The 23,257-nt window shown below is 40.7% G+C and carries 25 protein-coding genes; 9 read left to right on the top strand and 16 right to left on the bottom strand.

Annotated features, from left to right (window positions below; translation table 11 throughout):
* Positions 1-6: 6 nt before the first annotated feature.
* On the bottom strand, positions 7-804 hold the full coding sequence (gene liaF / locus V7201_RS18875) for a cell wall-active antibiotics response protein LiaF (protein ID WP_335378307.1): 798 nt from the start codon (positions 802-804) through the stop codon (positions 7-9).
* A 307-nt stretch (positions 805-1,111) separates the two neighbouring features.
* Here liaF and V7201_RS18870 point away from each other — a divergent pair, with 307 nt between their 5' ends.
* Together V7201_RS18870 and V7201_RS18865 are read left to right on the top strand one after the other, a co-directional pair.
* A complete protein-coding gene (locus V7201_RS18870; RefSeq protein WP_335378306.1) occupies positions 1,112-2,503 on the top strand; it encodes a hypothetical protein in 1,392 nt (463 codons plus the stop codon).
* A 146-nt stretch (positions 2,504-2,649) separates the two neighbouring features.
* A complete protein-coding gene (locus V7201_RS18865) occupies positions 2,650-3,867 on the top strand; it encodes a M20 family metallopeptidase (RefSeq protein WP_438825081.1) in 1,218 nt (405 codons plus the stop codon).
* A gap of 18 nt (positions 3,868-3,885) precedes the next feature.
* On the opposite strand, the gene V7201_RS18860 is transcribed toward V7201_RS18865, so the two are convergent.
* From V7201_RS18860 to V7201_RS18850, 3 genes are all read right to left on the bottom strand, one after another.
* Positions 3,886-4,608, bottom strand: coding sequence for an EcsC family protein (locus V7201_RS18860; RefSeq protein WP_335378305.1), 723 nt, complete (start codon positions 4,606-4,608; stop codon positions 3,886-3,888).
* 165 nt (positions 4,609-4,773) lie between these two features.
* Entirely contained in the window at positions 4,774-5,988 is a 1,215-nt protein-coding gene (locus V7201_RS18855; RefSeq protein WP_335378304.1) for an ABC transporter permease, read from the bottom strand.
* Positions 5,981-6,721, bottom strand: a complete 741-nt coding sequence (locus V7201_RS18850) for an ABC transporter ATP-binding protein (protein WP_335378303.1) — start codon at positions 6,719-6,721, stop codon at positions 5,981-5,983. Before V7201_RS18850 ends, V7201_RS18855 begins: the two co-directional genes overlap by 8 nt.
* Positions 6,722-7,602: 881 nt before the next feature.
* On the opposite strand from V7201_RS18850, the gene V7201_RS18845 reads away from it, so the two are divergent.
* The 3 genes from V7201_RS18845 to V7201_RS18835 all read left to right on the top strand — a co-directional run bounded on the left by V7201_RS18845 (position 7,603) and on the right by V7201_RS18835 (position 10,221).
* Positions 7,603-8,022, top strand: a complete 420-nt coding sequence (locus V7201_RS18845; RefSeq protein WP_335378391.1) for an HIT family protein — start codon at positions 7,603-7,605, stop codon at positions 8,020-8,022.
* A gap of 402 nt (positions 8,023-8,424) precedes the next feature.
* Positions 8,425-9,507 (top strand): 3-phosphoserine/phosphohydroxythreonine transaminase, encoded by a 1,083-nt coding sequence (gene serC, locus V7201_RS18840; RefSeq protein ID WP_335378302.1) that lies wholly within the window; start codon positions 8,425-8,427, stop codon positions 9,505-9,507.
* A gap of 195 nt (positions 9,508-9,702) precedes the next feature.
* Entirely contained in the window at positions 9,703-10,221 is a 519-nt protein-coding gene (locus V7201_RS18835) for a tryptophan transporter (protein WP_335378301.1), read from the top strand.
* Positions 10,222-10,371: 150 nt separating this feature from the next.
* Here V7201_RS18835 and V7201_RS18830 read toward each other — a convergent pair whose 3' ends face one another.
* Entirely contained in the window at positions 10,372-10,563 is a 192-nt protein-coding gene (locus V7201_RS18830) for a hypothetical protein (RefSeq protein ID WP_335378300.1), read from the bottom strand.
* Positions 10,564-10,747: 184 nt separating this feature from the next.
* On the opposite strand from V7201_RS18830, the gene V7201_RS18825 reads away from it, so the two are divergent.
* Both V7201_RS18825 and V7201_RS18820 read left to right on the top strand, forming a co-directional pair.
* Positions 10,748-11,113 carry a YtxH domain-containing protein gene (locus V7201_RS18825; RefSeq protein ID WP_335378299.1) on the top strand — a complete coding sequence of 122 codons (366 nt, stop codon included), beginning with the start codon at positions 10,748-10,750 and terminating at the stop codon, positions 11,111-11,113.
* Positions 11,114-11,356: 243 nt separating this feature from the next.
* Positions 11,357-11,932 carry an HTH-type transcriptional regulator Hpr gene (locus V7201_RS18820; RefSeq protein WP_335378298.1) on the top strand — a complete coding sequence of 192 codons (576 nt, stop codon included), beginning with the start codon at positions 11,357-11,359 and terminating at the stop codon, positions 11,930-11,932.
* Here the strand turns inward: V7201_RS18820 and V7201_RS18815 are convergent.
* Positions 11,929-12,270 (bottom strand): DUF1878 family protein, encoded by a 342-nt coding sequence (locus V7201_RS18815; RefSeq protein WP_335378297.1) that lies wholly within the window; start codon positions 12,268-12,270, stop codon positions 11,929-11,931. The genes V7201_RS18820 and V7201_RS18815 overlap by 4 nt on opposite strands.
* 185 nt (positions 12,271-12,455) lie before the next feature.
* Between V7201_RS18815 and V7201_RS18810 the strand changes: the two genes are divergently transcribed.
* Complete coding sequence (locus tag V7201_RS18810; protein WP_335378296.1) at positions 12,456-12,644, top strand: hypothetical protein; 189 nt, start codon at positions 12,456-12,458, stop codon at positions 12,642-12,644.
* 102 nt (positions 12,645-12,746) lie between these two features.
* On the opposite strand, the gene V7201_RS18805 is transcribed toward V7201_RS18810, so the two are convergent.
* From V7201_RS18805 to V7201_RS18795, 3 genes are all read right to left on the bottom strand, one after another.
* Positions 12,747-12,839, bottom strand: coding sequence for a YjcZ family sporulation protein (locus tag V7201_RS18805; RefSeq protein ID WP_335378295.1), 93 nt, complete (start codon positions 12,837-12,839; stop codon positions 12,747-12,749).
* 90 nt (positions 12,840-12,929) lie between these two features.
* Positions 12,930-13,016: a YjcZ family sporulation protein gene (locus tag V7201_RS18800; RefSeq protein ID WP_335378390.1), complete on the bottom strand. Its 87-nt coding sequence runs from the start codon at positions 13,014-13,016 to the stop codon at positions 12,930-12,932.
* A gap of 92 nt (positions 13,017-13,108) precedes the next feature.
* On the bottom strand, positions 13,109-13,189 hold the full coding sequence (locus V7201_RS18795; RefSeq protein WP_207499173.1) for a YjcZ family sporulation protein: 81 nt from the start codon (positions 13,187-13,189) through the stop codon (positions 13,109-13,111).
* 196 nt (positions 13,190-13,385) lie between these two features.
* Here V7201_RS18795 and V7201_RS18790 point away from each other — a divergent pair, with 196 nt between their 5' ends.
* Complete coding sequence (locus V7201_RS18790) at positions 13,386-14,261, top strand: peptidylprolyl isomerase (protein WP_335378294.1); 876 nt, start codon at positions 13,386-13,388, stop codon at positions 14,259-14,261.
* A gap of 70 nt (positions 14,262-14,331) precedes the next feature.
* Here the strand turns inward: V7201_RS18790 and V7201_RS18785 are convergent, their stop codons facing one another.
* From V7201_RS18785 to V7201_RS18755, 7 genes are all read right to left on the bottom strand, one after another.
* Entirely contained in the window at positions 14,332-14,514 is a 183-nt protein-coding gene (locus V7201_RS18785; protein WP_335378293.1) for a sporulation YhaL family protein, read from the bottom strand.
* A gap of 318 nt (positions 14,515-14,832) precedes the next feature.
* Positions 14,833-15,777, bottom strand: a complete 945-nt coding sequence (yhaM, locus tag V7201_RS18780; protein WP_335378292.1) for a 3'-5' exoribonuclease YhaM — start codon at positions 15,775-15,777, stop codon at positions 14,833-14,835.
* Positions 15,778-15,853: 76 nt separating this feature from the next.
* Positions 15,854-18,853 (bottom strand): ATP-binding protein, encoded by a 3,000-nt coding sequence (locus V7201_RS18775; protein ID WP_335378291.1) that lies wholly within the window; start codon positions 18,851-18,853, stop codon positions 15,854-15,856.
* Positions 18,854-18,870: 17 nt separating this feature from the next.
* The gene (locus V7201_RS18770; RefSeq protein ID WP_335378290.1) at positions 18,871-20,094 is read right to left on the bottom strand and encodes a metallophosphoesterase family protein; all 1,224 of its coding nucleotides are present in this window, start codon (positions 20,092-20,094) and stop codon (positions 18,871-18,873) included.
* A gap of 206 nt (positions 20,095-20,300) precedes the next feature.
* Complete coding sequence (locus V7201_RS18765; RefSeq protein ID WP_335378289.1) at positions 20,301-20,996, bottom strand: Type 1 glutamine amidotransferase-like domain-containing protein; 696 nt, start codon at positions 20,994-20,996, stop codon at positions 20,301-20,303.
* 107 nt (positions 20,997-21,103) lie between these two features.
* On the bottom strand, positions 21,104-22,357 hold the full coding sequence (locus V7201_RS18760; RefSeq protein WP_335378288.1) for an ABC transporter permease: 1,254 nt from the start codon (positions 22,355-22,357) through the stop codon (positions 21,104-21,106).
* A complete protein-coding gene (locus V7201_RS18755) occupies positions 22,350-23,249 on the bottom strand; it encodes an ABC transporter ATP-binding protein (protein WP_335378287.1) in 900 nt (299 codons plus the stop codon). The genes V7201_RS18760 and V7201_RS18755 overlap by 8 nt, the downstream gene beginning before the upstream one ends.
* Positions 23,250-23,257: the final 8 nt, after the last annotated feature.

The following is a 23,257-nucleotide window of genomic DNA, read 5'->3' as shown; positions in this document are numbered from 1 at the left end:
TTCCCCCTATACCCGGTCAATTCGAATCGAGCCTACCTTGAGCTCTACGGTTATTTTCAGTTTCCTTACAGCTTCTTCATAGTTATCGGACTTATATGTGATCACATGTTTTATTTGATCTGGTGCATAATCAAAAACCTTGCATTCTCCAACGTTCACAGCAGCATTGATCATGACCGGGACATCCTCTGGAATGATCATTTTTACATCACCGATCCAGCCCTTCACTTTGACTGGTGTTTCCTTTTCAGGAATGAATCCCTTGCTGAAATCCATAAAATAATCGCCGACCATATTGAACAAATCAATTGGCTCGACTGCCCAGTTTTGCTTCTTGAAATTTACATCCCCGACCGATATTCCCTTGATTCTTTTTATAGAAGCAGAATCATGATACCCCGAAGTATCTTCATCCTCCTTTTCTAAAGGAAAATCTGTATTAAAACTGACTTTCATTTTGTTCTTATTAAAAAGCATACTAATTCCAAAATAGGTCAACAATACCGGCCACAGCTTCCAAACATCCAGAAATTGGAATGCTAACATGCCTAGTCGATCGAGAATCAGCAGCCCAGAAAAAATAAGAATAAATGAACTCCAGCCAAAATGCCGTTTTTTACGCATCAAGGAATTTATTAATTCCACACAGCCGTAAACAAGCAATACGAAAGGATAGGAAACGACAAATAGCTCTTTTATTTCCAAGGAAATGACACCAATATTAACCAATAAAAGAATAATACCTAGACCAGATAATAATAAGGCAAACGCCACCTGATTCATTGAACGATTTCGCAACTGCATACCCTTCTTTCTTCCTATCCTAATCTCTTATTCTTTTCCGAAGGAAAAAATCCCTCTTTTCCTTTTAATTTTGGCTCCTTGTTAAATTTCATTAATCATATCTCATTCTTTATTTTAAAGGATGAATGGCTGTTTTTCGCCCCGCCTAAGACAGTGTTGTCCTCCGTCTAGAGACTGAAAAAAATAATATTCATTCCTTCTCACAACTTTAATTGTTCATCATATCCTGTAGTACTCAATTAGGGAATTTGCCCATTAAGAAGAGAGGCAAATCCAATTACTTATACTGAGAAAGGAGAATGGTTTTATGGCTATAGAGTTAACTGCACTTCATTGGATATATGTTTTATTTATTTTCTTGATCATCGGATTCATGGTCATGAAAAGAGATACATCATTCATATCCATCATCGGCATTTTTTTATTAGCTGTAGTTGCGACAGGATCCTTAAGTGGATCGGTCAGCAGTATTTTCAATAGCTTCATATATGCAATAACCGAGCTATTGCCCACTATTCTTGTCATTTCGATTATTGTGGCCATGAGCCGCACATTGACGGTGACAGGAATAAACGATGCGATGATTTCACCTTTCGCCAAACTGATTCGGACACCGGCACTTGCTTATTGGACGATCGGTATTTTAATGATGGTGATTTCCTGGTTTTTCTGGCCATCACCCGCTGTTGCGTTAATGGGTGCTGTCCTGCTGCCAGTAGCAGTCAGGGTTGGCCTGCCCGCACTCGGTGTAGCCGTTGCAATGAACCTATTCGGCCATGGCATAGCGCTTTCCGGTGATTTCGTCATCCAGGCTGCACCAAAATTGACTGCCGATGCAGCTGGCATTCCGGTCGGTTCTGTCGTGCAAGCAAGTATCCCGCTCGTTATTGTAATGGGTGTGGTGACCACCATTACAGCTTTCTATTTATTAAAAAGAGATATGAAGAACGGCAAACTTAAGGGTGGAGAAGGAATAGAATCAGAGATTGTAAAAACAAGTGATCCGAATCTGCTGTCTGCTGGCGCCAAAAAGTTTTTCGCATTGCTGATTCCCATCCTGTTTGCTGCAGATGTTGCAGCCATGTCCATCCTCGACCTTCAAGGAGGTGACGCCACTGCACTTATTGGAGGTACGTCCATTTTCATCCTGCTGCTCATTTCGCTTGCAGCCCACAAAAACAATGGCCTTGAAAAAACCACTAGCTATCTTATTGAGGGATTCCAATTTGGCTTCAAGGTTTTTGGACCCGTCATCCCGATTGCTGCCTTCTTCTATCTTGGAGATTCCGGATTCACCAAAATCATTGGAGAATTTCTCCCTAAAACTTCACAAGGGATTGTAAATGATTTAGGGGTTGCTTTAGCTCACATCGTTCCATTGAACGCTGAAGTGGGGGCTGTTACACTGACTGCTGTCGGTGCGATCACGGGGCTTGATGGTTCTGGTTTTTCCGGGATTTCACTCGCCGGATCTGTTGCATCCATTTTCTCGACTGCAATTGGTGCAGGAGCAGCAACCTTAACAGCTCTAGGCCAGATTGCTGCCATATGGGTCGGCGGAGGCACCCTCGTCCCATGGGCCCTGATTCCTGCTGCCGCTATTTGCGGGGTCGATCCATTTGAATTAGCCAGAAGGAACCTGCTGCCGGTTACCATTGGCCTGGTCGTCACCACCATTGTTGCGATGTTCCTCATTTAAAATACTGGAGTCAAGTGACTCTGTTTATATATGAAGCTTCCAATCTGGAAGCTTCTTTTTGCTGAATGAGTGAATAGCTTTATATTGAGATTATATAAATGCTATAATTATTTAAATTATCAAATTACTTTTTTTACGTGGAGGAGATGGATCAAGTGCAGGATCAGCTGTTTAGCCAAATCGAGAATTTATATCCTGAAATGGTGGAAATCCGCCGCTTTATGCACCAGCATCCTGAATTGTCATTTCAGGAAGTGAACACAGCAAACTATATTCAATCTTACTACGAAAAAATGGGCGTTGAAGTACGCGGAAATGTCGGAGGCAATGGAGTTGTTGCTAAGATTCATGGCTCAAAGCCTGGGAAAACTGTAGCACTAAGAGCTGACTTTGATGCATTGCCAATTCAAGACGAAAAGGATGTCCCATACAAGTCACTCGTTCCAGGAGTGATGCATGCATGTGGCCATGATGGACATACTGCCGCATTGTTGGTGCTCGCCAAAGTTCTGCACGAGTCCAGGGAAAACCTGCATGGTACATATGTAATGATTCATCAGCATGCCGAGGAATATGCTCCTGGAGGGGCTATTTCAATGATCGAAGATGGCTGCCTGGAAGGTGTAGATGTTATTTTTGGCACACATTTATGGGCTACAGAAACGACTGGAACAATTCAATATCGAATTGGGCCAATCATGGCTGCAGCTGACCGATTCGAAATCGCGATCCAGGGCAAAGGCGGACATGGTGCCCAGCCGCATAAAACGAAAGATGCTATTCTTGCAGGTTCGCAACTGGTGACAAATCTTCAGCAAATCGTGAGCAGACGGGTAAATCCTGTTGATTCTGCAGTCGTAAGCGTTGGCTCCTTCATGGCTGACAATGCTTTTAACGTGATTGCCGATAAAGCAAAGCTCATTGGTACAGTCAGGAGTTTTAATGAAAGTACCAGAGAGTTCATCGCGACTGAAATAGAAAAAATCATCCACGGAACGTGCCTCGCAATGGACTGTTCCTATGATTACGTCTTTCACAGAGGCTACCCTCCAGTTGTAAACCATGCTGCGGAAACAGAATTCCTGATCGATTGTGCTTCCAAGGTGCCTGAGGTGAAAAAAATAGAAGAAACGGAACCGCAAATGGGCGGTGAAGACTTTGCCTACTATTTGCAGCATGTAAAAGGCACCTTCTTCTTCACCGGAGCAAAACCGCATACAGATGAAGCATACCCTCATCATCACCCAATGTTCGATTTTGATGAAAAAGCCATGTTGATTGCAGCAAAGACATTATGCTCTGCTGCGATTCACTATCAAGCATATGAAAAAGCTCGCCAGGAAAAGCACGAAACTTTGGCCTAATGCAAACACCCCTGCAGGTTACATCTGCGGGGGTGTTTTTAATATCCTCAATCGATATGCATTCATCGCGGTTTCTCCAAGTTGATCAAGAAGATTATAATTGGCATAGGCACCTACAACAGCCCCAATGCCAGGAATCATTTGCAGCATTTTTACCAAGTCAATATAATCTCTGTATTCCTGCTGGAACTCCTGCCAATTGACTTCAACGAACTGGGCTTTCTTTTCCTCCCAGCTTTCAATCCTCTCGAGTGTTTCCTTCCGTTTTTCATCACTTGAGAAGGCTAGCTGGAATACAGAGAGAATGAACAGTCTTTCTTCATATTTTGATGGATCATAACCATATATGGATGCTCCATCAAACAAAAATTTCATTTTAATCGATAAAAGCAGAGGAAAGTCCGCCATTCCCAGCAAAATACCGCCTGCCCCCGTACCAGCCCCTTCAACAGCCGCCGTTTTTCGAAATCCAGCCAGCCTTTTCTGAAGAAGTCCATCCTTTTCTGCCAGTGTCAGACCTGCCCCCTGCTGTTTTTTTGTGGTGATGTTTGAGCCTGCAAGCGTTGCCTTCACCATATTTTTAATGCTTTCTGTGAGGATTTGATGGACTTTTTCCGGAATCATCTGGTTGACTTTGGTTTGTGCTTTCTTTGAAGCACGGGCTAAAAAACCTGAGCGTTTTTTTAACTTCCTTTTCCACTCGAGTACATCTTCGTACACCTTCAGCTCATATTCATTCAACGTTACTACCCCCTAGTTGATTCTACGCCTGAAATAATAAATAGTTTCAAAAAAAATCCATTTCATAAGTGCCGATGCATGAATGAAATGGATTTTGAGTTAGTATGTTATTTAATATTGTCCCTAAAAAAATCTACCTAATTTTGAAAAAAAATCTCAGGGAGGCTAAGCCTTAATCAGCTTGCTTTGAATGTAAACAAAAACAAAGAATATCGAAAAAGCAATGCCAGCAGCTAATATTATAGCCCCAAACAGCCATTCACCTTTAAGCAGAACAATTCCTGCAAAAACGGCAGATTGAAAAATCATTATTTTAATCAACAAACTTGTAAATGATTTTTTCCTGGCTGCTTCCGGTACGGGATACAAATTAATCCATAGCTTATTTTGATGATGACTCCATAATGGAAGAAGCTGAAAACCTGTTAAGTATAGGAATAGGATGGCAATTAATATTTGACCCGGACCGTATGTGAAAAAGTAAAGCGCCGCCACGCCAATTGCAGTCAGCCGAACGAGCAAACCAAAATAATCCCCTGCCCTTGCAAAGGTCCTTAAATAAAGATGGCTGAAGGTCAAATCCTGTCGATATGGAATTGTCTTGAACAGCCAGTCCAGCCATCTGCGTCGTTTGGTACGATCTCTTAATTTAGGGACATCTGTAAATAAATTCGCAAGCCGGTAAAAGGAATTCATCCGTCTTTCTTCATCTTCTATCAGCTGTTCCCACTTCAGCCCCTTGCTGCTCGTCTGTTTTTTGTAGTAAACATATAGCAAGATCAGCATAATGGCAGGAATGGCTGCGAAAATCAACTGTGCACCTGAAAAGATGAAGTACAAGAGAACAGCATTGATACAAAAGCGTACCAGGCTATCTGTGATTTTTACGCTTTTCTCAATATAATATTGCACTCGCCATCGAATCAGTAAATTGATCCATTTTAGAAGTACAAGTATGCCTAACAGAACGAAAAAGGATTTAAAGTTGGCTCCATGGACTTTTACATGCAGCGGCATTAGTACAGCCAGAACATTCAGTAATAGATAGGACTGTAGACTGAGGCTAAACACGATCGATTTTTTAAAATAATCCGCAAGCCGTGTTTCAAGCGGCAGCAAGAAAATCTTATCGGCCTCTGTCAAGAAAGTCTGAATTGGACTGTAAGTGAGTACGCCAGCAAGCACAATAGCCATAATCCAAGCTGCCGGAAAGTCTGGCTCTAGCGTCTTTATCCACTCTTGATAATAAAATGCTGCCGATCCAATCAGAAACAGAAGGACCACTACAAGATGTCCATTAAAAATATACCGTAGATAACTTCCTGTTTCTTTTGTGAATGAGGTGAAGCGTTCCTTCCATAATGTCTGTGGATTAAACATAGTCTTCTTCCTTCGTCAGCTGGATATACAAGTCGTCCAACGTGGCACCTGGCATAGAAAATTGTTCGCGCAGCTCGTCGAGTGTTCCCAGCGCCCTTACCTCACCATTATGGAGGATGACAAAACGGTCACAATATCTTTCAGCAGTTGCCAGGATATGGGTGGACATCAAAATGCCTGCACCGCTTTCTTTCATTCGATTCATTAAATCAAGCAGAGACTGAATTCCCAGCGGATCAAGGCCTACAAAAGGTTCATCTACTATATAAAGGGATGGCTGAACAAGGAATGCGCACATGATCATTACCTTTTGTTTCATGCCTTTTGAGAAATGAGCAGGAAACCATTTAAGCCTCTTGCTCATTCTAAATTCTTTCAAAAGTACTTCGATTCGCTGTTTGTATATTCTTTCTTCTAGACCGTACGCCATAGCAGTCATTTTAAGATGTTCTTCTAAAGTCAATTCATCGTATAGAATGGGCGTCTCTGGAACGAAGGTAAATTGTCTCCTGTATTCCTCTCGATTTTCGATGAATGTTTTTCCATTTATCTTAATGTCACCCTGGTGCGGCTCCATAAGACCGATTACATGTTTAATCGTTGTACTTTTTCCCGCTCCGTTCAGTCCGATCAATCCCACAATTTCGTTTGGATTCACCGTAAAGCTTACATTTTTTAAAACCGGATTCCTTGTATATCCCCCGGTTACCTGATTGATTTCCAATAATGACATCGCAAACGCCCTTCCAATCGTATTTCCTGTACATATAGTTTAACAAATCCAAAAGGTTTAGGAAAACCTGCAACATTTCTTAAATTCTTTTTGCATATTCCCTGTTTAACCGGGCATCATAATCTTTGAAGGGGCAACAAGTAATCAATCGAAATGAGGTGTCTGTAAAAGACATATTGTTCGATTTATAAAACACACTGATTTCAACGTTCAAATAAGGGGATGGTTGCATTGCGCTACGTAAATGTTAACCCAGCCGTTCAGTAACATCACTCCACATTTTGAAATGAGGTGTGTGTCGCAGATCACTTCTCCGCTTTATAAGTTGTGAAACCTACTAAAGCAGACAGGGGATGGTCCGATTGAACCAGGTATTGAATAACCCATCATTTATCTAAATTCAAATTGAATTTAAAATGAGGTGTTTATCAAAGGTATGCCTGCTGAGAACGTAAATGAACAGTAGTTAGTTCCCCTTCAGGGACAGGATTCCATGCGGATCCTGTCCTTCTTATTTTTTTGCTCTGTTAAACAATGCTGTTGATTTTCGTTCCAGGCGCTGAGCCTCCTCGTCGCAGGCTCCTGCGGGGTCTCACCTGTCCAGCTGCGCCCACAGGACACTGAATAGCTTCCTCGAATCCGTCCACGCACGATGGAAATGCGTTAGCATTTTCGGAGGAGTCTACGCGCCTTCCACAACAATCAACAGGTTTTATAACAATATTGAGCTTTTACAGCGCCGTTTCTTTAAAATCATTGGCAAAATATGATAAAATACCATAAACATGTCCGAAAAACTTGAGAACCTTAATAGTTTGGACTGACATAAGTGGCTAAGTGCTTGAGCAGGAACCATTTATTATTTAGGAAGGGTGAATATGATGGGTGATTGTATTTTTTGCAAAATTATCAATGGAGAAATTCCTTCGGCTAAGGTATATGAGGATGAAAATGTCCTCGCCTTCCTTGATATCAGTCAGGTAACAAAGGGACATACACTAGTCATTCCAAAGGTACATAAAGAAAACGTATTTACCTTAACTGATGAAATTGCTGCTAATGTATTCTCCGCTGTACCGAAAGTCGCAAATGCTATCAAAGCTGCATACGATCCAATCGGATTGAATGTACTGCAAAATAATGGTGAAGCTGCTGGGCAATCTGTCTTTCACTTCCACATGCATTTGATTCCACGCTATGGAAAAGGCGATGGTTTTGGGGCTGTCTGGAAGACTCACCAGGAAGAATATACTTCTGACGATTACAAGAAAATCGCTGCTGAAATTAACAGCAAAATCTAAACTTCCGCTTTGCGGGAGTTTTTTCTATGTGAACTCTGGTGTAACCTCTTACAAATCCCCTTTTTGTTCTAACCCCCTTCTTTAGATACTTTTACCTTTTGTTCGTCCGAATTGAGTCATCAAAATTCACCTTTGATGGTCATTTTCCTTTTACCTAGCCTTCAAGAAACTTCGTTGATGATTAATTTCCCCTAGGATGAAACCAATTTTTGCTTCAACAGCTTTCCTTGCTGCTAATTTCCTTAGCCATGCTTATTTTGAGCTGCAATAGCCAAAATCAGCATTCACGTGTTTTATTTTAATTTTTCTGAAAACATTAGAAATCCCAATCTATTTCTGGTAGCATGAGTATAACTTTAACTCTTTAGTGAAGTACCGTAATTTAAATTTGGGGGGATTAAGTTGAAACGTGCATTTAACTTTAATGCGGGACCAGCAGCATTGCCTGAAGCTGTATTGTCTAAAGCAGAAAAAGAGATGATGAATTACCAGGGCAGCGGCATGGCAGTCATGGAATTAAGCCACCGCAGCAAAGAATTTGAAGAGATCAATGACCGCACAAAAAAATTGCTTAGCAAGCTTTTAGACATTCCTGCTGATTATGAAATCCTTTTTTTACAGGGAGGTGCCAGCCTGCAGTTTTCCATGATTCCGATGAATCTTCTTGAAAGCGGGAGTACGGCGGACTATGTTCTTACGGGGACATGGTCAGAAAAAGCATACGAAGAAGCACTGAAAATTGGAAAAGCTGAAGTGGCAGCCTCTTCAAAGGAAAAAAGCTACAAATTAATCCCCACTATTAACGAAACCAACTTAACAGACGGTGCTGCTTATTTGCACATTACTACGAACAATACAATTTTTGGAACACAGTGGCATGCCATTCCAGAAGGTTTGTCAGTACCGCTTATCGCGGATATGTCCAGTGATATCCTGAGCAGGCCACTGACGATTTCATCCTATGGGCTGATTTACGCCGGTGCACAGAAAAATCTTGGTCCATCAGGTGTCACTGTCGTCATTATCCATAAAGATCTGCTGAAGCGTTCCGGCAAGAACCTGCCTGCCATGCTGAATTATCAGGTTCACGCTACTTCAAAATCACTTTACAACACTCCGCCTACTCTATCTGTTTACTTTCTGATGCTTGTCCTTGAATGGGCGGAATCTTTAGGAGGAGTGACCGAGCTTGAAAAGCTGAACAAGAAGAAAGCCGGCCTGCTATATGATGCCATAGACAATAGTGATGGATTTTATAAAGGGCATGCTGAAAAAGACAGCCGTTCTCTTATGAATGTCACTTTCACTTTAGAAAACGACGATTTAACAACTTCCTTCCTGCATGAAGCGGCCGAAATAGGATTTGTCGGTCTCGCCGGACACCGGTCTGTAGGCGGCTGCCGCGCGTCGATTTATAACGCTGTCCCACTCGACCATGTAGAAAAATTGGCAAACTTCATGAACAGTTTCAGACAAAGAAAGTAGCCTATCAACCACTTATCCCACATTAACGCTTTACCTCACTGGGGGTCTGACCCCCAGTGATTTAAAGTGGTAAATTATCTTTTTTCTTTACTGTATTTGCATTTGTGTTATAATTGTACCAAGCTTTTCGCTGCAGGCACGAGAGCACTGCAGGAGAAGTACTAGTTAGCTAGAATAGCAGAGGAGAGATGAGAATTGAATACGAAGAATCTTGTAGCATTGTCACTTTTAGTGGGAATGGGGGCAGTTTTGCACGCGATTGTGCCTGGTTTTTTCCTAGGAATGAAGCCGGATATGATGCTCACCATGATGTTCCTGGGAATTATTTTATTCCCTGACAAAAAAAGTGTTTTATTAGTTGGAGTTGTGACTGGACTTATATCTGGATTGACAACTACTTTCCCTGGTGGCATGGTTCCAAACATTATCGATAAACCTGTAACAGCGTTTGTCTTTTTCGGAATCCTGTTATTGATGAAACGTTATCAAACTTCTATTTATACTGTAGCTGCCTTAACAGCCGTAGGCACGATTGTTTCCGGAATCGTTTTCCTTGGTTCTGCCTACTATCTGGTTGGACTTCCTGGACCGTTCACCGCATTATTTGCAGCGGTAGTGCTTCCAGCAGCGGCATTCAATACAGTTTTCATGGCGATCCTTTATCCAGTTGCCACAAGCATTTTCAAGAGAGCTAAACTTGCAGAAGTAAATTAATATGAAAAGCCCCTGTTCCCAACAGAACAGGGGCTTTATTTATGTTTACTGTTATTAGCTTAAATTGTTTTAAGATCCTTTCCCATTGATTTGTGATAATTGGTTCTTTTACGAAGGTTTTTTATGGATGGATAAGCACAGCTAAACAATCTAATGAAATGAATAAAAGATAATCCCTATTAATAATAAGATTGCTCCTCCGCCTGCAAGTGAACGTGCTCTTTTTCGCAACAGCACCTTTGGAGGATACATTCTCGGTTTATTTAATGCAAGGAGATTATGGATTGACCCGGCAAACATAGCAAAGCTGACGAGAAATACCACACTGATAAAAATCCCCATTCCTCTCCTCTCCTTCCTGTACCGCATTCCCTTATTTATCTTTATGCCTGTTAATTTAAGGCTATGAGACACAAAACGTTTAATTAATCAATTTTAGGAAATTAAATAAACAAGAAGAGAAGAAAAAAGGAATCTCCATCCTTTTGAAGAACATATACAAGAAAGAATGACGAGGTGTAAAAAAATGAATACAAAATCATTATTAATGGGATTCTTGGTTGGCGGAGTTGCAGCCGGAGTAGCTACCCTTCTTTCAGCGCCAAATCCCGGATATCAAACAAGGGGAATCCTTAAGGCTAACAAAGATGAATTTATCGGCTCAATTAAAGATGTGAAGGATGCCGCTATAGAGCTGAAGGATACGGTAGCTTACGCTTCTAAGGAAGGGAAAACAGTTATCCAATCATTCGTAACAGATGTTAAAACTGCAATTTATAAATGGCAGCTTCATACTGAAGCAAATAAAAATGAGCTTCAGAAAGATGTCATGGAGCTTGAAGAAACAATCAAGGAGCTTGAAACAGAACTAGCTGCTTCAAATACAAAATAAATCCTGAAAATCCTTCCCAATTTTTTATTTTTTCCAACTGGGAAGGATTTTCCTTTTACATACAGAAAGATATATTATGCAAATGGCGTTTTTATTATGACAAATAAAAAATTCCTCTAAAACAACCCGACTTTAGATGGAATTTAACAAATTCAAAAAATTTTGTAAATTTATATCTTTATTAATTTTTGTTTTATTGGCATAATGAAAATAGAAAGAATAATAAAGTAGGTGAATATGAGAATGGCAGATAAAAACTATTCAATGAAAGAAGCAATGATGTTTAGCCAGAGAATTGCACAGTTAAGCAAAGCGCTTTGGAAGTCGGTTGAAAAAGATTGGCAGCAATGGATCAAACCATTCGACCTTAATATTAATGAGCACCATATATTATGGATTGCTTATCACTTGAATGGAGCATCGATATCAGATGTGGCTAAATTTGGGGTTATGCATGTTTCAACAGCCTTCAATTTCTCGAAAAAGCTTGAGGAACGGGGATATTTAAAGTTCTCGAAGAAGGAAAGCGATAAGAGGAACACTTACATCCAGTTAACAGAACAGGGTGAATCTATTTTACTGGCCTTAATGGAAAACTATGAACCTGATAAAAACGCTGTCTTTTCAGGCGCCATGCCTTTGAAAGAGCTCTACGGGAAATTTCCGGATATCATCGAAATTATGGCTATCGTCAGAAATATCTACGGAGATGATTTTATGGAAATCTTCGAAAAGTCTTTTTCAAATATAGACAACAAATTCACTGATGCAGACGGTACACTCAAGAAAATAGATCCAGCCGAAAAGGAGTACGCTTAATTTCCAATATACTTTCTTAACTCCGTCATAAGAGGAAGGAATAACCCCTGTGACTCACAAGCCTTGATTACTTCCTCTGGCTGCAGTTTCGGCTGAACGACAGTTGAAAACTTCTTATAAAGCGGATGAAAATACATAAATCCCTCCGCTTTTTGTTCTTCCAGGTGCATGCTCATTTTCTCACAAGCCTCAAGAATATTTGCTACTTCCTGCTGGGTTAATCCTCTTTCAATAATTAGCGAATAAAAATGTTCCTTCGATCCTTTTACCATTTTTAATAGCAATTTTTGATGGAATTCGAGCATATTTAGTTTTTCTATGATTTTTCCGTAATCCATTTTGCCTTCCCCTTCAATCCTCTTTTAACTTTATACTACCCGAGTGCACCTTGATGTTGCAATTACAAGACAGCGATTTGAAGAATATTGAATTTGCTGACTCAAGCATGATAAAAAACTATCTTTTTCTTAAAATATTTGTTATTGTATTTAAGATAAAAAGATTGATAAGGGGGGATTCTTCGATGATCTCCATTATATTCGTGTTTGTTCTTTTTGCATTTTCCATTCTTTTCTTTATTAATAAATTAACCGATTCCCTCTGTATCCAAAAGGAAATTCCAGAAGACAAACATGCTAAAATTTTCAGGACGATCAATATTTTAGTTACAATCTTGTTAATTTCTTCTTTTATTGAAGTTTTGTATGCGTGAAAACATAAATTAAGCGGTGAGGCTGCCCTCACCGCTTTTTATTTATGGCTGAGATTCGTTGCCGAGTACCAGCCTCCATTATTTTATAAGATTGCATCAAGCTTACAGCCAAGAGCAACCGATGATAATCAAAAGAATGAACAAGACAACAACTAGTGCGAAGCCGCTGCCAAAGCCACTGTGTCCTCCTGACATAGGGATTCCTCCTTCCTCTTTACAAACCTGGGCTAAACTTAGCTTTTTCAAAATATGGGAGCCGAATGTCCCACATATTCTACTTACGAGTTAACACCAGCAAGCTGCACCTACAATGATTAACAGAATGAATAACACGACAACTAATGCGAAACCACTACCGTGACCTGCACCCATATTAACACCTCCTTCCAAAGTGTCTAGAATATCTTATTCACTAAGTTCATTTCCGCTTAGGCATTTATCCTGCATTATAAGCATTTTGTTGATTAACAGAAGGAAGCACCGACGATAATCAACAAAATGAACAAGACAACGATTAAAGCAAATCCCGAATTACATTGGCCCATAAAAAATTACCTCCTTTATTTCTCTTCCCTACATCCTATGCACAAGTGCGGAGACGGTCTGGATGTTTGCCCATGTTTCTGGACGCAGTAAAAAAAATCCCGGATATAATTTTTGTAGAAAATTGAAATTATGTTATAGTAGAGTTTGTGGATTAAGATATGCCCACTAGAAATTTCTCTTTAGGAGTTGTTCACCATGAAAAAATTGTTACTTACCCTCACGGTTGCAGCCGGAGTAATAGGATTAAGCGCATGCAGCGGCGATAATGAAAGTTCTTCTGAAGTACTCGTTGAAACAAAAGCTGGAAATATCACAAAAGATGAGCTTTATGAATCAATGAAGGATAAGTACGGAGAACAGGCACTACAGGAATTGTTGTACCAAAAAGTACTTGCTAAAAACTATAAAGTAACTGATAAAGAGGTAGACGCAAAGGTTGCTGAATTGAAAAAAGAGCTTGGAGATAACTTTGAATTAGTTCTTCAACAGAACCAGCTTAAAGATGAGAATGAATTAAAGAAAGTTCTTAAAGACCAAATGCTCATGGAAAAAGCTGCACTAAAAGACGTTAAAGTATCTGAAAAAGACGTAAAAAAGAGTTACGAAAACTACAAACCTGAAATCAAAGCTAGCCACATTCTAGTTAAAGATGAAAAGACTGCACAGGAAGTAAAGAAAAAGCTTGATGGCGGAGCGAAGTTTGAAGATCTTGCTAAAGAATATTCACAAGATCCTGGTTCTGCTGCTAATGGCGGCGACCTTGGTTTCTTCGGCCCTGGAAAAATGGATCCTGCATTTGAAGAAGCAGCTTACAAACTTGAAGCTGGCCAGGTCAGCGAGCCTGTAAAATCACAGTTTGGCTACCACATCATTAAAGTAACAGAGAAGAAAGAAAAAGAATCGTACGATAAAATGAAGGACAAGTTGGAATATGATCTTAAGCTTGCCCAGGTAGACGCTAATAAAATTCAAGAAGTCATGAAGCGTGAGCTTAAAGCTGCTGATGTTGAAATAAAAGATAAAGATCTTAAAGGTGCCGCTGAATTCCCAGAAGCACCAACTCAGCAATAACCACAAGTCAGAACGTCATATTTGTTCAATTAAAAAGAACGCTGGCTCCAAATATGGAGCCAGCGTTCTTTTATGCTTCAAGCGATTTTTCACGCTGTTCTCTTTCTTGTTCAAGCCTCTTCATATAAAGCTCGCCTTCACGTTCAATGCTTTCCAATTCTTTTTCCCTTTCTTCCTTCCCTGTTTTCACCGCCATAAAAGCACTAAATACGATACCTGCTGCGACCGCTATTACCCAAATTGGAATTGACATTTTTTATACCCTCCATAGTTTACAGGTTGTCCAAATTGACTCTTACTGTATAGATATGTATCAGGTTATGAAATATGCCATTTTAAGAAAAAATTAATCGATTCAATATTGCATACAAAAAGGCTCCATTAACAAGGCTATTGATTATCGTTCAATGCGCTTCGCTTCGAATTTACACGCACCCGATGAAAAAAAGTTAGCATTTCCGGAAGAGTCTACGACCCTTCCACTAGAATCAACAGGGTATTAAAAATCAACATTCACCTTTAACAGAGCATACAAAAAAAGCCATTCCAATGGAAGGCTCTTTTGATTTGCTTATTTATGGAAAACTGGCTTGTAAAATGAACGGTTATCGAGCGCGAATACTCTTTCTGAAAATTCTCCAGGCTTAACTCGTGCAAGTGCACGGTCAAGCATGTTCATTTTTGCATCCAGATTATCAATATAATGCAGAATTTCTGCTTCTTTGATCAACGGTGGTTTTGGGCTTCCCCATTCAGCTTTGCCGTGATGTGATAAAACCATATGCTGCAGGATAACGACTTCTTCCCCAGCAATACCCAACTCGTCAGCTGCTTTGCCTATCTCATTGACCATGATGGAAATATGCCCAAGCAGATTTCCTTCCACGGTATAAGTTGTTGAAATCGGCCCAGAGAGCTCGAAAACTTTTCCTAAATCATGAAGGATGACTCCTGCATATAAAAGGTCTTTATCCAGGCTTGGATACAGGGACGCTATCGACTTAGCAAGGTCCAGCATCGAAACTACATGGTACGCCAGCCCTGAAACAAATTCATGATGATTTTTAGTGGCAGCCGGGTATTCCATGAAGGCTTGATGATGCTTTTTTAACAAATGTCTTGTGATGCGCTGGATATTGGGATTTTTCATGTCAAAAATATATTGTGTAAGCTTACTGGACATTTCATCCTGGCTGACTGGGGCTGTTTCAAGGAAATCAGAAAGTTTAACAGAGTCAGCTGCAGAAGCAGGCCGGATTTGCCTTATTTTTAATTGGTTACGGCCTCGGTAATTCTGAATATCTCCTAATACTTTCACGATATTTTCGGCGGAGTAGATGCTTTCATCTCCGTCGGACACATCCCAAAGCTTTGCTTCAATCTCCCCGCTTTGATCCTGCAGGATGAGTGTCAAAAATGGTTTTCCATTGCTGGCAATTCCCTTTGACGAGTGCTTTATGAGCAAAAACAACTCTACCTGGTCACCTGTTTCATGATTTAATATACCTTTATTCATCTCTAACCGACCTCTCCTCTCTGCAACAGTATAACATACAGAGTCTATAGTCTCTGATACTCAAAACATGGCATTTCTAAACTATGTTTGGACTTTTTTCTTCCAAATTCAGAATCTCATCATTGTTAAAATAATCAAGCAAGTGACGATGGCACGTGAAGAACAGGATTTGATTATTGGGCATTTCCCTAAGTAAACCAATAATACGCTCAGTTCTTTTGTGATCGAAATTAACAAAGCTGTCGTCAATAATAATCGGAAACGGATATCGATCATAATGGACTGAGGCCAGGGCAAGCCTGACCGCTACATAAACTTGTTCTGCAGTTGCTTGACTGAGTTCATTCGCTTCAAAAAGGATATGGTCATTTCTCTCAATTAAAAAACCGCTCCCTGATAACTGAGGAATGATCCTTACATAGATTCCGTCTGTCAAAACAGAAAGGAAGCTTTCAGCTTGCGCGAGCATTCTAGGCATCCGCTCGTCTTTAAAGCGATTGATTGTCCTCGAAAGCAAATCCCTGGCAATCGCATACTTTGCCCATTCTTTTGCATCCTCTACAAAATCATGCTTCATTTGTTTGTATTTATGTAGCAATTCACTGTAAAGTCCGCCTTCCTCCAGTACATTCATGCTATGTTTGACATTGGCAAGACTGTCAAATTGAGAGGATAACTCTTTCTTGCGCTGTTCAGTCAGCTGAACATTTTCAGTAATCTGGTCCTCAAGTGCATTGCCAGTTAATATCTGTTCCCTATCTTGAGAAGTTATGCCAGATACCGCCAGCTGGTGATTCACATCAGCCAGTCTTACTGACCAACTTTTCATTTGTTCATGCTTTTTAGCCTGGATGCGGAATTCATCCTCATCATCGGCTTTAGCCTGGGCAAACAAACTCAGCTTCTCTTCTGTAAGTATCTGCTGATCCTTTTCAAGCACAGCAACTTCCTCTTTAAGCTCATCCAATTTCACGATAAGTTCATGATATTTCGCTTTTAGGTCGATGGCTTCCCGCAATTTCTTTTTCACTAAAGCTGCCGTCTCGATAGTAGACAGATTAGCACTCTGCAGGAAACGTTCTCCCAACATTTTAAGGGCTTTTTCAAACTCCTCTAAAGTCCCTGATATAGATTGCAGCTTTTCCTCTGTTCTCTTTCTTTCGCGGAAATTTTGTTTTTGCTTCTCGACTAATTGATATGCATCGAATAACTTTCCGTGTCCGGAGGCTGAACTTAATCCAAGCTGTGAGATTAATGCTGCTTTTTTTAATTTAACTTCAGCTTCTTCCATTTCCCATCTTTCAAATTGCTCGATGACTTTTTCATATCTTATCTGCTGCTGCTCGATCTTCACAAGCAATTCACGGTGGCGGTGTCTCAGTTCCTCATCCTTGTGAAGCTGGCTTTTTATAGAAAAATGATGACCATCGGGCTGCTTGTTCAGCATCTCTGTCAAAGTTCGCTCCCGGTTTAAAAGCTCGGTAAGGATTTTATCTCCAGGTGCTTTGACCTTATGGGCGTCAGGTTTGATATGAATGATAAGCAGGAATAACAATCCCGTGATTCCAACTGCTGACAGCAGCCATTGGCCGTTGATAGCTCCCCATAACAATATGATGAGAAAAATAGCCCCAAACAGCAGAAGCTGGTAGAGATCTTTTTTCTTTTGGCTTGTCATTCTGATCTCTTCTTTTTTCACTCTGTCTTTATGGGCCAGTATCTGATCTTTCACCTGACTTAATTCAAGCTGGATCTGCTGCTTGTTCTCGAGAACAGTCAAATCTTCTGTTAACTGAACTCTCTTCGCTTCTGGCAGCAGTTCATTCTCCACCGTTGAAAGATTACCCTCCAATTGGACAAGCGCTGTTTTTTCTTCTTCAAACCCAGATTCAAGCTCCAACCTTTTGTCTGTTAATCTTTGCTGTGTTCGCTGAATATTCTCGGATTCTTCTTTTATAAAAACACTTGTATTTATTCGTTGGATCGTTTCTTCATTGAAATCAGTATGTAAATTATCATTTATTTGGCTGATCTCTTCCGTAAGCTCCTCAATCTTCCATTCAAGAAGCCGTTTTTCCTGCTTTAACTGGTCAAGCAAAGGCAGATTATCTAGTATGGATTCAATTTCGGTTTCCCGCTCAAGCAATTCAGAATCAGGTTTTGTTGACTCAGCTTCCTTCATAAGAGTCATCATTTTTTCCTTAATCCATAACATTCTTGCCTGGATTGGCTTAAGCTGCTGATCAATCTTCTCAAAACGGAGCAGCCCGTCCTGCGGAAAATTAACTGGCCCATACTCTTCAAGCTTTCTTTGCAAAGCAGCTTCCTCGATCACCATTTGCTCATTTCGTTTGTATTCTTTCAGCTTAGCGTTTCTTTGCTCGCATTCTATTATATTTGTCTCAAGCTGAGCTATTTTCCGTTCAATCGCTTCTTTCTCGCTTAATAGCTCAGAATAGTGCTCATTCTGATATTCAGCCTGTTTCAAGGCTGACTGCACTTCCTTTAATTCTTTCAGCTTTTCATTAATTAAAGGTTTCTTCCCACTGGGTTTGAATCGGATCTCCATTTCTTTTAGCAATGCGGTTTCAGCATTAAACAGCTTATCTGTACCCAGTGTACCTGCGGAAAACAAATACTTTCCAAGCTCTTCTCCCTTTATAGCCTGGATATTCTGCAGTCCATGGACATTGAAGGAGAAGATTGCCTGGTAAATGCTTTTATCCATTCTTTGCATCAGATCTTTCAGCAGCTCTTCACCACCTACCGTCCCATCCTCGAGCGACACTGTAACATCACCTGCCGCTCTGCCCTTTACTCTCTCGATTACTGCGATTCCCTTCCCAGGAAAAAAAGCTTTTATTTTTCCGCCATATTTGGAATGGTTTTTTGGTTCATAGCGCAATTCAGTGCTTTGTCTGGCCGGAAAGCCAAAAAGGATACTATGTATAAACGACATAATCGTGGACTTGCCTGCTTCATTTTCGCCATAGAATACATGAAATCGATCCATTGAGGTAATTTGATAATTTTCCAGCTTGCCATACCCATAGATATGTAAATCGATGATTCGCATCTCGCTTCCTCCTTCCATTAATTCTTCATCAGCAATTGAAGCAGAATTTTTTCTGCATCCAGCACAAGCTGCTCCTTTTCACTTTCTTCCAGTCCTGAAAGATGTCTTCGCGCCTGGCTGTGCTGGAATAAAGGAGAGAGCGCATCACTCATGTCCTCATACTTTTCAATCGTATCGAACAGATCCTGGTAAAAATCACTTTGCTTTAAAAGCTCACCACGATTGGCAGCGATTTGTTCTTTATAGGCAAGCCTGTGAACCCAGACAAAGGATTCCTCCTCTTTTTCTTCATCCTGTAAAAGTTCGAGCAGTTCGCCGCTATCAATCTTGTCCTTCACTTCCATTAAGCCCGGATCAAGATGTTCAATGTGGATTGCCAGCAGAACGCCTTTCCCTTCTTTTCTTTTTTCATCCAGTGAAGAAAGACATTGCTGATAAACATCATTGAAGCTTTCCGCATTCTTTCCATCTATCATGATTTCTTCCCATATGACGTCAGCCGTTTCAACAAATGACACTTCTGAACCGCTTTCAGTCATGCTTACTATGTATGCACCTTTGTCTCCCTGTTCTTTCCTGTTACGTCCTTGCGGATTGCCAGGATACACAACATGCGGTTGTTCAGCTATTATTGCTCTTTTATGGATATGACCGAGTGCCCAGTAATCGTAGCCCTTGTCCAAAAGTTCGGATAAGCGGAAAGGAGCATAATTTCCATGCTCACTTGCGCCCTCATTGTGGCCGTGCAGCAATCCGATATGAAAATCCGCACCAGCAATCCTTTCATACTTCTCTATCCATCTCTCCATGACGTGCCTTTCAGGATAACTGAAGCCATACAAATGGACCCGCGTGCCATCCTTTTTACTAAACGGCGACATTGAAACCTGGTCTTTAAAAAAGAAAACATTATCAGGAAATTCAATTTCAACCGAATGGCCCCCAAGGTGATCATGATTTCCATGGATGGCATATACTTTTACACCTTTTTGCGCTAATCTGTTCATTTCATTCCTTAATACAGCCTGTGCACGGATGCTTCTGTCTTCACCGTCATACAGATCGCCAGCTATCACTACAAAATCCACCTCATGTTTGATAGCAGCATCCGTTATATTTTTTAATGCTTTAAAGGTACTTTCCTGAAGCCGATGAAAAATGGCTTTCGGCAGATGCCTCAGTCCCACCATCGGACTATCAAGATGAAGATCAGCAGTATGTAAAAACTTGATCTGTTTCATATGAAATTTCCTTTCCAGTCCTTTTTTCGTCTAAGCATTTTACTTTTTCTTGTAAACTATGTCTATAAAATAAAACGATTAAATTTACACAAACAATCTTTACCTATTTATTTTAACACTCTGAAAATACGAATGCACGTTCTTATCTCTTTTATTAGAAAAATAGCTGCAGCTCCGTTATTCGGGCTGCAGCCATTCTCTGTAAGCTATCCAAGATACTCTGTAAACAATGCCTCTTCTTTTATACTTCCCTCTTTTAGTTGGACCTGATAAGCTCTTGCATCTCGCCTTGAACTTACGGCCTTGGAAAGTTCACCGTCGATAAAATGTAAAGCCGCTCCGTCATCTGCAGCAAAACCCCCAGGAAGCTGTCCAGCAGAAACCAATTGCTGGTAGGTTGGCCGGCGGTCTGCCTCACCATCATAATGAGGACAATTGCTTCCTTTTAAGAATCCTAGGCTTTTTAGAGGTTCAAGCCCTTCGCCAAAGGAATCAGTAACTCCTGCTTCAAACCAGCAGATCGAGCCCGCACTAATTCCCGCCATCACAATCCCGTCCTGCCATGCTTTTTTGAGGATGATGTCAAGGCTCCAATCCTTCCAGAGGGCAATCAGGTTTTTGGTATTGCCGCCACCAACGTAAATGACATCTTTATCCATGACAAAGTCTTCTAAATCCCGTGAAGGCGGACTGAATAATGACAAATGGGATGGTACACAATTATGTGACTCAAAGGAATTATAAAACCTCGAAATATAATTTTCAGAATCCCCGCTGGCAGTTGGAACAAAACACACTTTCGGACTTTGTTTTTTTGTTTGAGCTAAAATATACAAATCCAGCAAGGGGTTGTCTGGCTCCATCGAAAAACCTCCACCGCCAAGGGCAATGATCTGCCTCATCACAATCACACTCCTTCATTTATATAGAGTTTCTATTCAACAATCTATATGTAAGTTCCTCCTGATAAAAATTCCGCAATTCATGGAATTGCGGAATTTCTATTGCTCTATTCATTTTTTGTCAGCTGAAGAGCCTTTCTAATGTCTTTAAAGGAATTGGATTTCCCATACATGAGAACCCCTCCGCGGTAAACCCTTGCACCGAATATGGCCAAGAAGAGAATTGTTGCGATAAGGATCGCAATCGACAAGGCAACTTCCCAGAATGGGATATTCAGCATTCCTACACGCAAGAACATAAGCATTGGTGAGAAGAACGGTATGAAGGAAGTATATTTTATGAACGGAGCCTCCGGCTGGCCCAAGCCAAACATAGCCATCATGAAACCGGCCACAACCAGCATGGTCATCGGCGTGATCATTTGCTGAACATCCTCAATCCGGCTGACAAGGGACCCAAGGAATGCCGCCATTGTAGCATAAAGGAAATACCCTAAGATAAAAAAGATGACGGCATATGCGATGGTGCTGGCAGGAACATTTCCAAAACCAAAGAAATCAAAGAAGCCGCCTTTCATTGTTTTGAGATTTTGTTTGATTGAAAAATACCCAACAAGCAGGAGAACCGCCAATTGAGTTAAGCTTAAGAGACCGACTCCTATAATCTTCGCGAACATTTGCTTGATTGGCGAAACACTGGAAATAAGGATTTCCATCACCCGGGAGGACTTTTCGGTTGCAACTTCCATTGCAATCATATTCGCATACAAAATGACAGCAAAATAAATGATGAACAACAGGACATAAACAAGGCCCCTGGCCTGGTTCAGTTCCTCTTCTGTCTTCGCACCTTTTTCTATGGCTGATTTTTCAAAATCGACTGGTGCATACAATTTTTCAAGCTGCTCTGGAGCAATGTTAATCTGTGTTGAGGCCATCATCGTTTTAATTTGCTGCAGAGATGACTGAAGATCTGCCGGAATAGTAGAATCCGCAATGCTCATTGCTTTATAAGAAGCGGCTGGGAGGCCTTCCTTGTTAAGCGCTACCTCCAGCAACCCTTTATAGCTGCCATCCTCGACTGCTTTTTTTGCCTGATTTGCATTTCCTTTATATTCTTCAAGGACAATATCATTATCTGCTGCCTTCATCTGCTCTTTCAGCGGCACAAAGAGCTGCCCAGATTCATCGATTACTGCGATTTTTTCGACTGATCCATCTTTATTGAAAAAATCTATAATGTTCGTCATATTGGTTAAAGCCAGCATGATGACTGCCGTAATAATTGTCGTCACAAGAAAAGATTTCGTTTTCAATTTGCTCAAATAGGTATGGAATAATATGATGAAAAAGTTATTCATAAGAATCACCTACTTTCTCTATAAAAATATCATTCAAGCTAGGTTCCTCTAGGACGAATTTGCGAATAAACCCCTTGCCGACGATTTCCTGTAAAATTCCTTCAGCAATTTGCTCTCCCTCAATTTGCAGATGGATTCCCTCCGTAGTCTTCTTCGCTTTCGTCACGCCTGGAAAATCTTTAAGGAAAGCTGTATCAAAATCAGCATGAATCACTAAATTCTTCTTCCCAAAGGAGCGTTTAATTTCCTTTAAGGAACCATGTACCACAGGGCTGCCTTTATGCATGATACATATATGCTCACACATTTCCTCTACATGCTCCATCCTGTGGCTTGCAAACACGATAGTGGTTCCTGCATTTTTCAGTCCAACCACCGCCTCTTTTAACAGTTCCACATTCACAGGGTCCAGGCCGCTGAACGGTTCATCAAGAATCAAGAGTTTTGGTTTATGAATGACGGCTGCAATGAATTGGATTTTTTGCTGGTTCCCTTTGGACAGTTCTTCTACCTTTTTATCCGCGTACTCAGGCACCTTGAAACGATTCAGCCAATAATCCAGCTCTTTTAATGCCGCTTGCTTTTGCATTCCTCTCAACCTTGCAAGATAGACGATTTGGTCGCGCACTTTTAGCTTCGGATATAATCCTCTTTCTTCCGGTAAATAACCGATTATGCTGCTCGTGCTATAATTTATCGGGTTTCCGTCCCACGTAATCTTGCCTTCAGATGCATCAAGCAGCCCAAGGATCATCCTGAAAGTTGTTGTCTTCCCTGCCCCGTTTGCACCAAGGAATCCGAACATTTCTTTTTCGGGTATAGTAAGTGAAAGACTGTTTACTGCAGTGAATCCGCCGAATCTCTTTGTAACATGATCGAGTTTCAAAACCATTTTGATTC

This window comes from Bacillus sp. JJ1122 (assembly GCF_036964885.1).
In the GTDB taxonomy this organism is placed as follows: domain Bacteria; phylum Bacillota; class Bacilli; order Bacillales; family Cytobacillaceae; genus Mesobacillus.
Note: the sequence above shows the minus strand (reverse complement) of the source record. Positions and strands in the feature narration are given on the sequence as shown.

Bases quoted from the DNA above. Each gene is read 5' to 3' on its own strand.
- liaF (WP_335378307.1), bottom strand. From the start codon at position 804: ATGCAGTTGCGAAATCGTTCAATGAATCAGGTGGCGTTTGCCTTATTA.
- V7201_RS18870 (WP_335378306.1), top strand. From the start codon at position 1,112: ATGGCTATAGAGTTAACTGCACTTCATTGGATATATGTTTTATTTATT.
- V7201_RS18865 (WP_438825081.1), top strand. From the start codon at position 2,650: ATGGATCAAGTGCAGGATCAGCTGTTTAGCCAAATCGAGAATTTATAT.
- V7201_RS18855 (WP_335378304.1), bottom strand. From the start codon at position 5,988: ATGTTTAATCCACAGACATTATGGAAGGAACGCTTCACCTCATTCACA.
- V7201_RS18850 (WP_335378303.1), bottom strand. From the start codon at position 6,721: ATGTCATTATTGGAAATCAATCAGGTAACCGGGGGATATACAAGGAAT.
- V7201_RS18845 (WP_335378391.1), top strand. From the start codon at position 7,603: ATGGGTGATTGTATTTTTTGCAAAATTATCAATGGAGAAATTCCTTCG.
- V7201_RS18830 (WP_335378300.1), bottom strand. From the start codon at position 10,563: ATGGGGATTTTTATCAGTGTGGTATTTCTCGTCAGCTTTGCTATGTTT.
- V7201_RS18825 (WP_335378299.1), top strand. From the start codon at position 10,748: ATGAATACAAAATCATTATTAATGGGATTCTTGGTTGGCGGAGTTGCA.
- V7201_RS18820 (WP_335378298.1), top strand. From the start codon at position 11,357: ATGGCAGATAAAAACTATTCAATGAAAGAAGCAATGATGTTTAGCCAG.
- V7201_RS18815 (WP_335378297.1), bottom strand. From the start codon at position 12,270: ATGGATTACGGAAAAATCATAGAAAAACTAAATATGCTCGAATTCCAT.
- V7201_RS18810 (WP_335378296.1), top strand. From the start codon at position 12,456: ATGATCTCCATTATATTCGTGTTTGTTCTTTTTGCATTTTCCATTCTT.
- V7201_RS18805 (WP_335378295.1), bottom strand. From the start codon at position 12,839: ATGTCAGGAGGACACAGTGGCTTTGGCAGCGGCTTCGCACTAGTTGTT.
- V7201_RS18800 (WP_335378390.1), bottom strand. From the start codon at position 13,016: ATGGGTGCAGGTCACGGTAGTGGTTTCGCATTAGTTGTCGTGTTATTC.
- V7201_RS18795 (WP_207499173.1), bottom strand. From the start codon at position 13,189: ATGGGCCAATGTAATTCGGGATTTGCTTTAATCGTTGTCTTGTTCATT.
- V7201_RS18790 (WP_335378294.1), top strand. From the start codon at position 13,386: ATGAAAAAATTGTTACTTACCCTCACGGTTGCAGCCGGAGTAATAGGA.
- V7201_RS18785 (WP_335378293.1), bottom strand. From the start codon at position 14,514: ATGTCAATTCCAATTTGGGTAATAGCGGTCGCAGCAGGTATCGTATTT.
- yhaM (WP_335378292.1), bottom strand. From the start codon at position 15,777: ATGAATAAAGGTATATTAAATCATGAAACAGGTGACCAGGTAGAGTTG.
- V7201_RS18775 (WP_335378291.1), bottom strand. From the start codon at position 18,853: ATGCGAATCATCGATTTACATATCTATGGGTATGGCAAGCTGGAAAAT.
- V7201_RS18770 (WP_335378290.1), bottom strand. From the start codon at position 20,094: ATGAAACAGATCAAGTTTTTACATACTGCTGATCTTCATCTTGATAGT.
- V7201_RS18765 (WP_335378289.1), bottom strand. From the start codon at position 20,996: ATGAGGCAGATCATTGCCCTTGGCGGTGGAGGTTTTTCGATGGAGCCA.
- V7201_RS18760 (WP_335378288.1), bottom strand. From the start codon at position 22,357: ATGAATAACTTTTTCATCATATTATTCCATACCTATTTGAGCAAATTG.
- V7201_RS18755 (WP_335378287.1), bottom strand. From the start codon at position 23,249: ATGGTTTTGAAACTCGATCATGTTACAAAGAGATTCGGCGGATTCACT.